General features: G+C 59.3%; 11 protein-coding genes. 3 read left to right on the forward strand and 8 right to left on the reverse strand.

Features of this window, described 5'->3' with window-relative positions:
* Positions 1-41: 41 nt before the first annotated feature.
* From ALO80_RS01360 to ALO80_RS01380, 5 genes are all read right to left on the reverse strand, one after another.
* Positions 42-1,463: a type VI secretion system Vgr family protein gene (locus tag ALO80_RS01360; protein ID WP_055007663.1), complete on the reverse strand. Its 1,422-nt coding sequence runs from the start codon at positions 1,461-1,463 to the stop codon at positions 42-44.
* A 256-nt stretch (positions 1,464-1,719) separates the two neighbouring features.
* A complete protein-coding gene (speA, locus tag ALO80_RS01365; protein ID WP_055007664.1) occupies positions 1,720-3,633 on the reverse strand; it encodes an arginine decarboxylase in 1,914 nt (637 codons plus the stop codon).
* Positions 3,634-3,734: 101 nt separating this feature from the next.
* The gene (locus ALO80_RS01370; RefSeq protein ID WP_055007665.1) at positions 3,735-4,106 is read right to left on the reverse strand and encodes a translation initiation factor Sui1; all 372 of its coding nucleotides are present in this window, start codon (positions 4,104-4,106) and stop codon (positions 3,735-3,737) included.
* A gap of 188 nt (positions 4,107-4,294) precedes the next feature.
* A complete protein-coding gene (locus tag ALO80_RS01375; protein ID WP_055007666.1) occupies positions 4,295-4,840 on the reverse strand; it encodes an NUDIX hydrolase in 546 nt (181 codons plus the stop codon).
* Complete coding sequence (locus tag ALO80_RS01380) at positions 4,840-5,919, reverse strand: DUF2333 family protein (RefSeq protein WP_054986564.1); 1,080 nt, start codon at positions 5,917-5,919, stop codon at positions 4,840-4,842. Before ALO80_RS01380 ends, ALO80_RS01375 begins: the two co-directional genes overlap by 1 nt.
* A 294-nt stretch (positions 5,920-6,213) precedes the next feature.
* On the opposite strand from ALO80_RS01380, the gene ALO80_RS01385 reads away from it, so the two are divergent.
* Entirely contained in the window at positions 6,214-7,869 is a 1,656-nt protein-coding gene (locus ALO80_RS01385) for a response regulator (protein ID WP_055007667.1), read from the forward strand.
* 7 nt (positions 7,870-7,876) lie between these two features.
* On the opposite strand, the gene ALO80_RS01390 is transcribed toward ALO80_RS01385, so the two are convergent.
* Positions 7,877-8,653 carry a response regulator transcription factor gene (locus ALO80_RS01390; RefSeq protein ID WP_055007727.1) on the reverse strand — a complete coding sequence of 259 codons (777 nt, stop codon included), beginning with the start codon at positions 8,651-8,653 and terminating at the stop codon, positions 7,877-7,879.
* Positions 8,654-8,834: 181 nt separating this feature from the next.
* Positions 8,835-9,305 (reverse strand): prepilin peptidase, encoded by a 471-nt coding sequence (locus ALO80_RS01395; RefSeq protein ID WP_055007728.1) that lies wholly within the window; start codon positions 9,303-9,305, stop codon positions 8,835-8,837.
* Between the two features lie 74 nt (positions 9,306-9,379).
* Between ALO80_RS01395 and ALO80_RS01400 the strand changes: the two genes are divergently transcribed.
* Both ALO80_RS01400 and ALO80_RS01405 read left to right on the forward strand, forming a co-directional pair.
* Positions 9,380-9,835 carry a TadE/TadG family type IV pilus assembly protein gene (locus tag ALO80_RS01400; protein WP_055007668.1) on the forward strand — a complete coding sequence of 152 codons (456 nt, stop codon included), beginning with the start codon at positions 9,380-9,382 and terminating at the stop codon, positions 9,833-9,835.
* A complete protein-coding gene (locus ALO80_RS01405; RefSeq protein WP_055007669.1) occupies positions 9,825-12,593 on the forward strand; it encodes a PAS domain-containing protein in 2,769 nt (922 codons plus the stop codon). The genes ALO80_RS01400 and ALO80_RS01405 overlap by 11 nt, the downstream gene beginning before the upstream one ends.
* Here the strand turns inward: ALO80_RS01405 and ALO80_RS01410 are convergent.
* Positions 12,590-14,623 carry a pilus assembly protein TadG-related protein gene (locus ALO80_RS01410; RefSeq protein WP_055007670.1) on the reverse strand — a complete coding sequence of 678 codons (2,034 nt, stop codon included), beginning with the start codon at positions 14,621-14,623 and terminating at the stop codon, positions 12,590-12,592. The genes ALO80_RS01405 and ALO80_RS01410 overlap by 4 nt on opposite strands.
* Between the last annotated feature and the right edge of the window lie 13 nt (positions 14,624-14,636).

Raw genomic sequence — 14,636 nt, forward strand, 5'->3', positions numbered from 1 at the left:
ACCATCGTGCTTCGATTCAGTGCCGCACAGGGACTGCTACGTCACTCAATGGCGTCCGGATCACCCGAGTCGCCATTCGCCTGGCTGGCAAAACCGATAAGCGGGCTGCTCAGCGTCAGACCATCGTCGTCGATCTGTATTGTGCTACAACCGGCATCTACTGTGATTTTGCTGCCTTCGTCGAGATAGATAAGGGGCCCGTCTGCCATTTGCAGGCACCGCTCGGCCCCCGAGAACGTCTGCCAGTCGAGGTGCATCCGAACATTATCGACAGGCTCTGGATCACTCTCGCGGCTCGCGTCTGGAGTCTGCGCCGACAGGCACCCGGCGATCAGCGGTGGCTGGGCGTCGTCCGCAGAAAAACTCACCGCCACACCCATGCCACCCCGACATTCGATAGCCAGTCCCGGTGCCAGATGCAGCCAGCAGCCGCTGTCGGGGTCATTCGTGCGCTGCCATTCCCATTCCAGCCAAACATGTACTCTGCCTGACGCGTCAAGACTTGCAGGCTCACCATAGGTGCCAACGACCTGGCCCCGCTGCAGTTGCGCGATGGGGGGGCGCGGCACCGGGGCAGGTGTCCTGAAGCCGACTTCCCACGGTATGGCCTTGAACTGGTTCGAGTAGCGATCGGATGCCAGGGCGTGGCCGTCAACGGTGCCGAATCGGTGCCGGACTTCGGTGATCAGCCACATGTGGTTCCAGTTCTTTTCCGGATGGCCGGCCAGTGGCAGCAGGCGTCCGCTGGTCACGAACGGCAAGCTGCTGTGCCCCGATGCATGTTGGCCTGCACGGTTGCCTGGAATGTCTGCTTCATGCCCGGTGACGGCAAACTGCGTGACGCCGGGTTGTTGCGCAAACTGACGCCACGGCGCGACAGGGCTGCGCGCAAACCCATGCAGGTTGGTACCGAATACCAGTTCGTGGCGACGTCGTGAATGAACAAAGTGGTAGTGGATGCCTTCTTCTGCGCACAGGCGCTGGACCAGTTGCAGGTCGGATTCCTGATATTGCACGCAATGCTCACGTTCGCGGCATTCGGTCTGCCGGTCAAAACGGAAGCAGCCCTTCAGGCCATGTTCTTCCAGCACCTGAGTGATGATCCGGATCGCGGTCATGTGCTGAAACAGGCGTGAGTGGCAGCGCAGTTCCAGGCAGGCCAGTCGGGGTCCCATTGTCAGCGTGTAACATGCCGGGCCGGGCTGGTAATGCTTGCGGGCTGCCCCCTGAATCTGGCCATGAAAACTCTGCCCCTGAACACCCTGGCCCCCGGCGAAGCTCAGCAGGGCAGGTTCGTACATCAGGCTGGTGAGGTCCAGATCCAGGCCGTCACCGTGGATTTCCAGTTCAAAGGCAAAGGGCTGACTGATCGCTTCGGTTGCGCTGAACGATACGACGGGGAAGTGGCGCTGCAGACGGGCAATCTCCAGACGAAAGAGCGGCGCGCTGGCGGGATCGGGCATGGAGGGCTTCTCTGGCAGAAGTGCGGCTGTGCATTCTGGCGCAGAAGTCGGGCAGGGCAGAGAGCAGCAAGCAGAACAGGACATTGCCTACAGCAGGTATTGGTGGGGGATTACGTTGCGTGCGTGATGATTGTCCCTTTTCGAAGCACTCCCGCGTCAACTGTGCATACATGGCCCCGATGGGAGTGAGCGGGAGCATGAGCACGGCAGTGATCGCCGATGGTGCCCATTGCAGGCACCATCGCGATTCCTGGCATCAGGACGAGAGGTACGAAGAGCGCGTGAGGCCCAGGCGCAATGCGTCGAGGAAGTAGGTGCGTTCGCGCGGGGTGATCCTGGCGCTGGCGACCTTGTCCCGGTAGTGGGTCATCAGTTCTTCGGGCGACAAATGCACGTAGCGCAGCATGTCTTCAATGGTGTCGTGGGTTTCGATACCGGCGTGGTAAACGCTGCCGTCCGGGTTCTGGTAGATGTTCACCGAGTCGGTATCACCGAACAGGTTGTGCATGTCCCCCAGAATTTCCTGATAGGCACCCACCAGAAAGATCCCCAGCAGATAGTCTTCGCCTTCGTTCAAGGAGTGCACCGGCATGCTGGTCTCGATGCTTTGCTCATCGACGTATTGCTTGATCTTGCCGTCGGAATCACAGGTCAGGTCCTGAAGCACTGCGCGGCGCACCGGTTCTTCGTCCAGACGGTGCAATGGCAGGATCGGCAACACCTGACCGATTGCCCAGGTGTCCGGCAGGCTCTGGAACACCGAGAAGTTGCAGATGTACTTGTCGGCCAGCTTGTCGTTGAGTTCGTCCAGCACCTGACGATGCGAGCGTTGACGTGCTTTCAGCGAGTTGTACAGGCGACGGCAGACGGCGAAGTAGCATTGTTCGCCCAGAGCCTTCTCCGCCAGGCTGATTTTGCCATCGGCATACTGCGCAGCGATGTCGCTCATGTAGTGCGTGGCGCGCCAGTAGGTTTCGGTGACCATTTCGATATCGGTCGGACCCAGCAGGTCCACCAGCCATTGAACGGTTTCCGGCAGGCTTGCCTTGTCGGCGATTTCCGGCACTTCGTCGTTATGCTTTTCGACGTCGGTTACCTGAACCACCAGCATCGCGTGGTGGGCGGTCAGCGAGCGGCCGCTTTCAGAGAAAATGTGCGGATGCGGCAGGCTTTGCGCGTCGCAGAATTCCTTGAGCATACCGACCACGACACCAGCGTAATCGTCCATGTCATAGTTGATCGAGCTGGCATTGCGCGAGTGTGTGCCATCGTAATCGACGCCCAGGCCGCCGCCGACATCGATGTAGTCCACCGGCAGACCCAGTTTGCGCAGTTCGCCGTAGTAGCGGATCGCTTCCTTGAAACCGTGCTGGTAGTCGGCCAGGTTGGCGATCTGCGAGCCCATGTGGAAGTGCAGAAGGCGGATGCCCTGGTCCAGGCCCGCTTTGCGGAAGCGCTCCACCACCGACAACAACTGTGCGGCCGACAGCCCGAACTTGGATTTCTCGCCGCCGGTGTCCGCCCATTTGCTCGACGCCAGGGACGACAGGCGAACGCGCAGGCCGACCTGAGGTGCAACCTTCAGCTCGGCAGCTTCTTCAATCACCAGCTCGACTTCGGATTCTTTCTCGATGACGATGAATACATTGTGGCCCAGCTTCTGGCCCATCAACGCCAGGCGGATGAATTCACGGTCCTTGTAACCGTTGCAGACAATGGTGCCGCCTTTGGGCGCCAGTGCCAGCACAGCCATCAGTTCAGGCTTGGAGCCCGCCTCCAGACCGATGGAAACGTTCTGCGTTGCGATGATGTTTTCCACCACCGCTTCCTGCTGGTTGACCTTGATCGGGTACAGCGCAGTGTATTTGCTCTGGTATTCCAGACGCGCAATGTTGCTGTCGAATGCACCGGTCAGCTGACGCACACGGTCTTGCAGGATGTCGGGGAAGCGCACCAGCAAGGGCAGCGACAGCCCGCTTTTGCGCAGGTTGTCGACCTGTTCGTAAAGATCGATGGGCGAACTGTCCGGCCCATTGGGGCGGACTTCGACGCGACCTGCTTCGTTGATTGCAAAGTAACCCGCGCCCCAATGGCGAATGCCATAAACGCTACGGCTGTCCGCAACTGTCCATTGGCTGCCATCGTCTTTGCGTGTGCGTCGTACGGACATCGAAGTCCCCTATAAAGAAAGTCGTAGCGCCAGCCCGTAATCGGCTGGGCGCATTGTAATGAGTTGAAATGACGATTTGATTCGCCGTCCGGTACGCGGGTTCAGCCGCCGGACTTTTTAGCCTTGAAGCCTTTTTTGATCAGTTCGGCCAGTAGCAGTTCGACGTGATTGCCCTGAATCTCGATTACACCGTCCTTGAGCGAGCCGCCTGTGCCGCAGCGCTGCTTGAGGGCTTTGGCCAGCTCCTTGAGTGGCTCTTCGGCCAGCGGGACACCGCTTATGGTGGTCACGGTCTTGCCGCCACGACCCTTGCTTTCACGGCGCACGCGGGCAATACCGTCCCCTTCGGGGATGGCCGTCTGTTTGCAGGTGCAGTCGGCAACGGGCTGGCGACAATCGGGGCAGTGACGCCCGGAGTCGGTTGAAAACACCAGGCCGCCCAGGGCGGCGAAGGAAGCGGCTTTTTTAGCCACGCAAAAATCCTCTTGTTGAGGACTGAAGATGGGTCGGGCTCCTACGAGCCATCGACCGCGAAGCCCCACTCTGGCAGGGGCAGCGCTACTGGAACGGCAGGGCCGGCCCAGTTTGAAAAGGTCGCGCAGTGTAACGGCAAACAGGCCGGTTGCTAAGGGGCTGGATACGCCAATTTCTGAACACTCGCTTACTGATCGTTCTCGACCTGTTCAAGGTAGCGTTTCAACGCTGCCAGAGAGTCCGGACACCAAGAGCCGTTTTCAGACTGACGCAGCACTTCGTCGAGGGGCATGAAGCGCGCTTCCAGCACCTCTTCGGGTTGCAGTTTCAAAGGCCCGTCCCACACTGCCGAAAACACGGCGCACCAGAGCCGGTTGCCCGGCTGGTCGAAGAAGAACCGTTCGTGCGCCTGCAATGGCACGCCACCGACGCCCAGCTCTTCCTCCAGTTCGCGGGCAGCGGACTCGGCGTAGCTTTCATCCTCTTGCACCATGCCGCCTGCAGCTACATCCCAGTAGCCAGGATAGATGGCTTTGCTCAACGTGCGCCGGTGCACGCACAGCTCACCGGCACTGTTGAACAGCAGAATATAGGTGCCTCGCCCGATCAGCCCGCGTTCACGCAAGTCGGCGCGGACCTGCGAACCGAGCAGCCGATCCTGTTCGTCGACCCAGGCGATCTGCTCGGCATCCGAGGCGGCGCGGTGCGCGGCCTCGTTGACAGGAATGGACATCAGCCCTGATTCAGCAGCTGGCGCAGGTCGATGACCGCGGCGTTGGCACGCGAAATGTAGTTGGCCATGACCAGCGAATGGTTGGCGAACACACCGAACGGGCTACCGTTGAGAATCATCGGGCTCCACAGCGGTTCCTGAGAGGCTTCCAGCTCACGAATGATCTGACGCACGCTCACAGTTGCGTTCTTCTTGGCCAGTACATCGGCGAAGTCGACTTCGATGGCCCGCAACAGATGCGAGAGTGCCCAAGCCTGACCCCGTGCTTCGTAGAACACGTTGTCCACTTCCAGCCACGGTGTTTCGACGATTTCCTCGTCTACCTGTGGCACTTCGCCGGGTTTGACCGAAACAGCGGCTTCGGTTTTCAGCGTGCTGTTGAGTTTGACCCGGCCAACGCTGGCCGAAAGGCGTTGCGACAGCGAGCCCAGGCGCGTGCCGACATCGCCCAGCCAGTTGTTCAGATTGTCGGCGCGGGCATAAAACAGCGCGCCTTTCTGGTTTGGATCGGACAGACGAGCCTGATAACGGCTCAGGGAGTTGATCCCCTCGGCATATTGCGACTCGCTGGAAGGCAGAATCCAGCTGCGATTGTTGAAGTTGAACAGCGGCTCGGCGCGAGCCAGATCGCCGTCTTCCGCCGATTGGGATTGAGAACGGGCAAAGTCCTTGCGCAGCGCCCGGCTCAGGTCACGCACCTGCACCAGTACGCCGTATTCCCAGCTCGGAATGTTGTCCAGCCACAAGCCCGGTGGCATGCGGTCGTTGGACAGGTATCCACCCCGTTTATCGAGCAGCGTGCCAGCCACCGTCTTCAGCGTTTCGACTGTCGTATAGCCGATAACCATCTGTTTGCCTTCGCGCTCGGCGGCGGCTTGCGCGTTCTGTTGTACCGGGAACAGTGCAGGCTCCTTGCTCCAGTACCAGCCGACTACCAGCGCAACCAGCAGGTAAATCAAGATCAAGGCGCCCAGAGCGCGACTATAGAACAGGTTACCCAGGTAACCGCGACGTTTGACCGATGAGGTGTCAGCGGTGCGCTCACCCGCGCTGCCTGCGCGGTTCTTCCAATCCAGCATGGTAGGGTCCTTTCGATCTTGAGTTGAATGCTTCACGAGGCGTTCGACCGCAACCTTACCCTAAGGTGCGATTGAAGCAGCAGCAAGCCACAAGCCATAAGCGTAGAGCAAACCGCTGTCAGCTTGCAGCTGGAGCCTTATAGCTGCTATCTATCAGTCGATTGATTTTGAGTAATGGCTAAGCGCCATCAAAATGTTGTCAAATAAGTGACTTACGGCGCTGTTGTGTCGTATCGGAGGTGCTAGCATAGCGCCATCAGCCGTATCGCTCAGTAAAACCACAGTAGTCTCAATATGACCGAGTCAGAAGACCCTAGCCGAGATCGCCTGAAGCATCATTTTGCCCAACGGGTCATCCATCAGGCGCGCCAGATTCTGGAGACGTGGCAGCGCCTGCAAAAGGCCGAGTGGTCGACTGGGGACATGGCTGAGCTCAAGGAGTCGACGCTACGCCTTCTGCGCTTTGCCGAGCGCTTCGAGCAGGCGGAGCATATTTCCCTGGCGCACGACATCAGCCACGCACTCGACGCCGTCGAGGCCAATCGGGGTCGCCTCAACAGCAGCCTCATCACTGATCTCAATCGTTTGATGCAGCGCCTCTCGCGTACCGGCCTGCGGCATGGCGACCGGTTGGAGCAAACATCGCTGCCACCGTTGCGCAAGCCAGTCTATGTGGTACTTCAGGATCATGAGCGGGCAGAGCGCCTGGCCAAGCAACTGGAGTTCTTCGGCCTGGCCGCCTTGTCGCTGCACAGTGTCGCCGAGTTTCAACGTGCAATGGCCCAGCGGCATCCGGCGGCGATTGTCATGGATGTCGATTTCAGCGGCGCGGGTCAGGGCCTGAAACTGGCATCGCAGGCTCAGGAAGGCCTGGAACAGAAGCTTCCGCTGTTGTTTTTCAGTGTCAGCGAAACCGATACGCCAACCCGTCTGGCAGCGGTTCGGGCCGGTGGCGAGGAGTTTCTGACCGGCGCGCTGGAGGCGTCGAGCCTGCTGGAAAAAATCGAAGTCCTGACCTGCGTGGCTCAATACGAGCCTTATAAAGTGCTGATCATCGACGATTCACGTGCTCAAGCGATGCACACCGAGCGTGTTTTGAATGCAGCCGGAATTGTTACACGGGTTCTGCTCGATCCGATTCAGGCAATGTCTGAACTGGCCGAGTTCCAGCCGGACCTGATTATCCTCGACATGTACATGCCCGGTTGCACCGGTACCGAGCTGGCCAAGGTCATTCGGCATAACGATCGCTACGTCAGCGTGCCGATCATTTACCTGTCTGCCGAGGATGACCAGGACAAGCAGCTCGACGCCATGAGTGAGGGCGGCGACGACTTCCTGACCAAGCCGATCAAGCCTCGCCATCTGATCACCACGGTCCGCAACCGCGCTGCCAGAGCTCGCAGCCTCAAGGCGCGCATGGTCCGTGACAGCCTGACCGGGCTGTACAATCACACGCACATCCTGCAATTGCTGGAAGATTGCAGTTTTCGCTCGCGACGTGAAGGCAAGCCACTGTGTTTTGCCATGCTCGATATCGACCATTTCAAGAAGGTCAACGACAGCCACGGCCACCCGATGGGCGACCGTGTGATCAAGAGCCTTGCACTGTTCCTCAAGCAGCGCCTGCGTAAAACCGACTTCATCGGCCGTTACGGCGGTGAGGAGTTTGCCATCGTCATGCCGGACACCGACATTCAGAGTGCTCATAAAGTGCTTGATGAGATTCGCCATCGCTTTGCGGAGATCCATTACCCCGCGCAGCCCGCCGATCTGTTCTGTACCTTCAGCGCCGGGGTGGTTTCTCTTGGTGCGCATGACGACAGTCTGAGCCTTGCGTCCCAGGCTGATACGGCGTTGTATTGCGCCAAGCATGCGGGCCGCAATCAAGTGCATTCGGCCCTGGTCGATGTGCCCTATCACGTCGTGTTGACGGAAATCGAGGCCTGAGTTCTTTTCAGTCCTGGCTTTCGATCAGCTTTTGTCGCGCCGTCGACCTGGCAGGTGAAAATGCAAGTGCCAACTGGGTACGGTTATGCATGTGGGTCAAGCGCAGTACTTGCGATACATAGAGTTTTACGGTGTTTTCGGTAATACCCAGTTCGCAGGCAATCTGGTAATTGGTCAGCCCGGTGCTGACCAGACGTGCCACGTCAAGCTGGCGGGGTGACAGCTTCGCCAACGCCACAGGCATCTGTGGGTCATGGTCGACGCTGGTTTTACGTTCTGGCTGTGGCCTGTTCTGAACACTGTCCAGATTCTGATAGAGGTCGTCTATGGAGGCGGCGAGGAACTGAAGCTTCTCGTTGAGCAGGCCCAGTTGCTGACGGTTTTTTTGCCGTTCGTTCAGCGCTTCCACTTGCAATTGAACGCCCTCGAGTAACTCTTCGAGGTTGACCGGCTTCTGGTAATAATCGGCAATACCGGCTCTAAGGGCTTTGATGACATCCTTTTTCTCGGCTTGTCCGGTCAGCATGATGGCTTCGAACAGGTGCGTCTTGCCGCCTGCCATATTCATCGTTTCAACCATCTCGATGCCGTTCATGCCGGGCATTTCCAGATCGCACAGCACAATGCCGATGGCGCTGTCGTTGCTGAAATGCTCGATGGCTTCGAGGCTTGAATAACAACGCACGCATTCGTAACCGCTGCCCTCCAGAAACTCGCAGAGTTCTTCGACTATAAGAGGCTGGTCATCGACCACCAGAACTTTCGTGACCGGGTAGTTATCCACATGCAACTCCATGCTGTTAAGGCCGGCAGACCGGAACCTTTATCCATTCAGCAAAACATGATTCAGCGTTGTTTGATTCGTGTCAGCGGTCCCTGACAGTACGTCAGAGCAATGTGCTAACCGTAGTCGTACTTTCCGACTATGTACATAGTATTAAAGTTTTCAATCGGCCGAGCACCGGTTAATGAACGACACATACCGTTATCAGTAAGCCTGCCAGTAAGAAAGGTGAAAAAGGATATTTATCCGGCGTGTCGGGGGTTCCAGGAAAATCACGCCGTGCAACTCGTTGGTTTCTATGAGCCCGGCCGCTCTTCAGGAACAGTACCCCGATCAGCATAGCGACGCCTGCGCCCATAAATGTGCACAGTAGATAGACGCTGTTCGAGGCGAGTGCGAGTGCTGCCATCAACTTGACGTCTCCGGCACCCAGCTTGCCGAGCGCGTAGCCAGGCAGTGTCAAGCCCAGTGCGAGCGCCAGTGCCAGCGCAGCTTCGGACGGGGCAGCGCCCAGCCAGGTAGTGCCTGTGCATGACAGATACACGGCAGCCAGTGTTGCCGCGCCCAGTGTCAGCCAGTTGGAAATCTGCTTGTGTCGCGCATCCTGTTCGGCACAGATTGCAAACCAGACCAGCAGAAAAAATAATTTCACCACGCAAACACATCCTGTTGTGCGGAAAGAATCTATGCTGTGCTGAGGCCGTAAGTGTCAGGGTAGACGTTGATATGAAAACCGTTCTGCAACCTTCCTTTTCTCGTCGGCAACAGGGTGCCGCCGCTATTGAATTTGCCGCGGTGTTCATTGTTTTCTTTGCCGTGTTCTATGGCGTGGTGAGTTATAGCCTGCCGTTGCTGATGATGCAGTCCTTCAATGCTGCGGCCAGTGAGGCCGTGCGCCGAAGTGTTGCCCTCAATCCGACGGTGACTGACTACAACACGCTATTGAAGAGCCAGGCTCAGAGTGTTGTCATGAACCAGTTGTCATGGATGCCGCCTGCGCTGGGTTTCAGCGCCAGCTATACCAGCGTGACGTACAGCGCCGGTGTTCTGACAGTGACCATTCAGTACCCGAAGGCCCGATTGACCCAGGTGCTCCCGCTACTGACGCTCCCCGTAATTGGTGAGATCCCGCGCTTGCCGACCAACCTTACTGCACAAGCGAGCCTGCAACTTGTCCCTTGAAAAAAATCGTCTGAGCCGATGGCTTGGCCGTGGTGAAACACCACAGGTGCAGCAGGCTGTGCCGGTTTCCAGTGAGCCCGGTCCTGTCGGTGCCGACTTGTATTTGCTGCTCGATGATGAGGGGCGGATACAGAGCATCAGCCCGCAGCTGCTTGCTCGATTGGGCATTGCTGCTCCGCTGGCGGCTGCGCAGCGATTGATGAACCTGTTGCTGCCCAATAGCGCGCTGGTCATCGAAGGCGTGCCGCCTGACTGGCTGGGTCATATGCTGGATCTGGACTTCAAGAGTGCCGATGCGCATACCTTGCACGCTCGTGGCTGGGTGCAGGCGCATGGCAAGGGCTGGCTGTTGCAGTTGCTGGATATCAGTGACCTGATGGAAGAAGCCAGCGCCGCTCGCAGCCGTCAGCAGTGCCTGCGGTTTGCCGGGCAGATGGCCGAGCGTGTACGTGTGTGCAATGTGGACCGGTTGACGGCCGTGGTGACCGAGCAACTCGAAGAGCTGGCGCAACTGTGGCACGTACCTTGTGTGGCGCTGGTATTGCCGGAAGTCAGCGGCGTTGGCTGGCGTGTCTACTGTCAGTACAGCGCGCATACTGCGCCGGAGCTGTGGCAGGTGGGGCAGCGGCTGGGTACTGCGCCGGATCGGTTCGATGCCAATATCACGCATCAACTGAGGTTTGGCGGCAGCGTCGATCAGGGGCCGCTGCAAAGTGCCTTTGGCAACGCCGACGGCTTTCTGATCCCTCACAGTCGCGATAACGTCGCCAAAGCCTGGCTGATGTTCGGCTTCTATAATCCGCAACAACAGGCCCCGGACCTCGGAGAGCGCGAGTGGCTCAACCTGTGCTCGGCGCTGGCCGGTCCGGTACTGTTCCGTTTGTCCGAGCAGCACAATCGCCACCATGTCGAACGTCTGGCAGTGCTTCAGGACCTTTTGGGGACCGGCTGGTGGGAGCTGATACCGGCGAGCGACGAGATCCTGTTGGCACCGCAGCTGGCGCGCAGCCTGCGTCTGGGCGACAGGGTCGAGAGCCTGTCGCGTCAGGACTGGCTGGCGCTGATTCATCCGGCGGATCGACAGGAGCTGTCCAGTCGGCTGGCGCAGTTGCGCGACAAAGGCACGCCACTGATGCTGTGCGTGCGCCTGGCGCAGGGCGATCCCGCCCAGGAAACCCTCTGGTTCCGCATTCAGGGTCAGGCACTGATCAGTGGCCAGGTACAGCGGGTACTGGGTTTCATGCTCGATGTCAGCGATATCAAGAATCAGGAAACCGAAGCGGCGGCGGCTCACGCCCGGCTGGACAACCTGATTGCCAGCTCGCCGGCCGTGATTTACGTGCAGCGCTACGACCACGGCAACCTTGAGCCGACCTTTTTCAGTGACAGCCTGACGCCCTTGCTGGGCTGGACGCTGGCCGACTGTGTAGACGGTCAGTTGGCGGAATACATTCACCCTGAAGACCGCGACATCTGGTTCGAGCGTAACCGGCAACTGCTGCGTGAAGGGTTCGTCAGCCGCCGTTTCAGGTTGCGCAACAGGAACGGCCAATACCACTGGCTGCTGGACGAAGCGCGAGTGCTGCGTGACGACCTCGGCATGCCGGTGGAGGCGGTGGGGCTGTGGCTCGACGTGACCGAGGCCACCCTGGCGGCCGAGCATATACGGCGCAGCGAGGAGCGTTACCGCATTCTGGTCGAAGATTCGCCGGCAATGATCTGTCGCTACACGCCGGACCTGGTTTTGAGTTTCGGCAATCGGCCGCTGGCCAACTATATGGAGTGCACGCCAGAACAACTGACCGGGATCAACCTGGGAGACTGGCTGTCGGACGAGCAGCGCGAGGCGTTCATCAAGCGTATCGGCCAGCTGACTCCGGAAGCGCCGGTGAGCACCGAAGAAATCTGTATCGAGCTGCCGGGCCGCGAGTATGCCTGGTGGATATGGGCCGACCGGGGGGTATTCGATGAGCACGGCAAGCTGGTCGAAGTGCAGGCGGTGGGCCGCGACAATACAGACGTGCGCCGTTCGAGGATGCAGTTGAACCAGAGCGCCAAGATGGCCACGCTGGGTGAAATGTCCACAGGCCTTGCCCATGAGATCAATCAGCCACTCAACGTTATGCGTATGGCGGTGGTCAACGTTCTCAAGCGCCTGGGGCGCGGTGATGTGGACATCGAATACCTCACTGAAAAGCTCAATCGCATCGACACGCAGGTGCAGCGTGCTGCCCGGGTGGTCGACCATATGCGGGTGTTCGGTCGGCGTTCCGAAGTGGAGGAGCAATTGTTCGACCCGGCCCAGGCGGTGGACGGCACAATCTCGATGCTGGCCGAGGGCATGAAGGGCAAGGGTGTGCAGTTGCGGGTGGGCAGCATGGTCGACGCCGTGCAGGTGCGCGGACATGTCGATCAGCTTGAGCAGGTGCTGATCAACCTGATGGTCAATGCTCGCGATGCCTTGTTGTCGCGCCGGGAAAAAGACCGTGATTTCGAACCGTGGATCAGTGTCGAGGCCGAGCGGGATGAAAACATCATCCGGCTGGCGGTTCAGGACAATGGCGGCGGAATCGATCCCCGTTTGCTGGAGCGCATTTTCGAGCCGTTCTTTACCACCAAGCCTGTCGGCGTCGGCACCGGACTGGGCTTGTCCGTCAGCTACGGCATTGTCGATCAGATGGGTGGCCAGCTCAGCGTCGCCAACATCGGCGAAGGCGCTCGTTTTCAGATCGAGCTGCCGATATTCAATGCCGGCTAGATAACCAGCGTTGCCTGACCCAGGTTGCAGCTCAGGTTGGCACCCACATCTGCGGATGCCAGGCTCAGGCCCAGCGACTGGAACAGAGGGTCTACCACCAGGGTCAGCAAGCGTGTCAGCGAATCGTCGACGATGGCGTCCAGTGCCGTGGTCAAGCTGCTCAGTATCGATGCCGCTCCGGTGATGACGTTGCCAATCACAGTGCTGGCCGACGGTTTATAGACATCGACCTTAACGCTTGAAACCAGCCCGGTCAGCACGCTGCTCGGCTTGCTGGCCGCGACCCCGGTCAGAAAATACGGGGCGCTATTGATTTCCGGCAGGTTGGGTGAACTGAACGTTGTGCTGGTCGCGGTGGCGCTCCCCAAAGGCGACTGGTTGGCCGAGTTGAAGCTGAGGCCGATTCCGCCGCCGCCAAAAGGAAGGCGTGCGGTGCAGTTACCCAGTAATCCGAGTATTTTCTGGCAGGTCAGGGTGCCGATATCGAGCACCGGTATGGGCATCGCGATAATCGCCGACGGGTCCGTACTGGCGGGGAAGGCGTTGCTGTCGCTGATCAGGCCGACCTTGCTGCTCAGCAGAGCGGCATCGGTTTGAATGGTCAGGGTCTTGTTGGTGTTGCTGGTGCAGGTAAAACCGGTGACGTAACTGTCGGCGCTGGCCAGTGACAGGCTCAGATCGATCCTGGGACCGGTGCCGGACGACGTGCCTGAGGTCAGAAACCTGAAGTCGGTGACCATGCAACTGGTCAACCCCAGCGCGCAGGTGGTAGAACCGAGCAGGCCGGCAATATTGAGGCTCAATGCATTATTGAGGATCGGTGTCAGGCTGCCCACGACCGAGCCTGCGGTATTGGCCAGCGAGGTAATCGTGCCCAGCACAGGGAGGTTGATCGACACCAGTGCGCGCATTTGTGCGGTGCGCACGTAAATCCGGTTGGCACCGTTTCTGGGGTTAAGCGGGTCGATCCTGCTCGGGTCGCCAATGGCCGACAGTTGAGGCGGCTCGATCACCTGAATTCGCGTGGTGACTTGAGCCAGACTGCCTACGTTGATCTGTGTCGCGGCCGAGACACCGTTCTTGTCATTGGCCAATTGCGCGAGGCCCTGAACCAGATCCATCAGGCGCAGATTAGTGTTCAGGGCGGTGAGGTCCGCACCGCCTTGAATCGCCAGTAAATCACCCAGCAGCACGGTGGTCGTTCCAGTGGCCAGTTTCAAGAGCTGCAGGCCCTGAATGGCAGCGGCACCGCTCAGGGTGGAGTTCGAACCGAGTACATTGATTGCGCTCTGAACCAACTGGCTGACTGAAACGGTGGTGTTGAGTACGTCGCTGTAACCCACGGCCGTAAGGTTGAGGTCGGTTTTGAGCCTGTCCAGATAACTCAGCAGGCTCAGGTCGGTGTCGGCCAGACCTTGCCAGTTGGCAACGCTGAGGTTTAGCGCGCCGCCCAGCAGACTGCCAATGACCGGGTTGAGAATGGCTGCCCGGGTGCTGTCCACGGTGATCGCTGCACTGCGGATGGTCAGTGCCGCGAGCGGCGCTGCACTGGCGGCCACGGCTGTGGCGCTGATCGTGACATTGGCAGACGAGGGTGTTTTTTCGAACAGTGCACCAATGCCTGCGGCAATACTTCGTGGCACAGGGTGTGCTGCCACCACCTGAATGGCCAGTGCCTGGGTGGAATCCGCGACAAATACGCGCTGGCTCTGGAGGCCTGTTGTGAGGGTGCCACAGCGAGTCATCAGTGTCCGGCCATCGGTGTTCGGGGTGAAACCGTTACGCGTGGCGCTCTGAGTGGCGAAGGAGGGAGCCGTGGCCGCACCGCTGCACGTTCCTCTACGGCCCGCAGCTTCAAGGGCGGCGATGTCCGCAACCCGCTGCAAGGAGCGTTTTTCCAGATACAGCCTGCCGCTGTCGACCACCACCAGCGTGCACAGCAGCGCCAGCCCTAATGTCAGCGCGGCCACCAGGCCGATTGCGCCGCGTTGCCGGGCGGGCATCGACGTATAACCATCCAGTGGGGACATCAGCACTCCTTCG

The sequence above is a fragment of the Pseudomonas caricapapayae genome, assembly GCF_001400735.1.
Classification (GTDB): domain Bacteria; phylum Pseudomonadota; class Gammaproteobacteria; order Pseudomonadales; family Pseudomonadaceae; genus Aquipseudomonas; species Aquipseudomonas caricapapayae.

Excerpts from the sequence above, each read along its gene's own strand:
- ALO80_RS01360 (WP_055007663.1), bottom strand. The coding sequence starts at position 1,463 with ATGCCCGATCCCGCCAGCGCGCCGCTCTTTCGTCTGGAGATTGCCCGT.
- speA (WP_055007664.1), bottom strand. The coding sequence starts at position 3,633 with ATGTCCGTACGACGCACACGCAAAGACGATGGCAGCCAATGGACAGTT.
- ALO80_RS01375 (WP_055007666.1), bottom strand. The coding sequence starts at position 4,840 with ATGTCCATTCCTGTCAACGAGGCCGCGCACCGCGCCGCCTCGGATGCC.
- ALO80_RS01380 (WP_054986564.1), bottom strand. The coding sequence starts at position 5,919 with ATGCTGGATTGGAAGAACCGCGCAGGCAGCGCGGGTGAGCGCACCGCT.
- ALO80_RS01385 (WP_055007667.1), top strand. The coding sequence starts at position 6,214 with ATGACCGAGTCAGAAGACCCTAGCCGAGATCGCCTGAAGCATCATTTT.
- ALO80_RS01400 (WP_055007668.1), top strand. The coding sequence starts at position 9,380 with ATGAAAACCGTTCTGCAACCTTCCTTTTCTCGTCGGCAACAGGGTGCC.
- ALO80_RS01410 (WP_055007670.1), bottom strand. The coding sequence starts at position 14,623 with ATGTCCCCACTGGATGGTTATACGTCGATGCCCGCCCGGCAACGCGGC.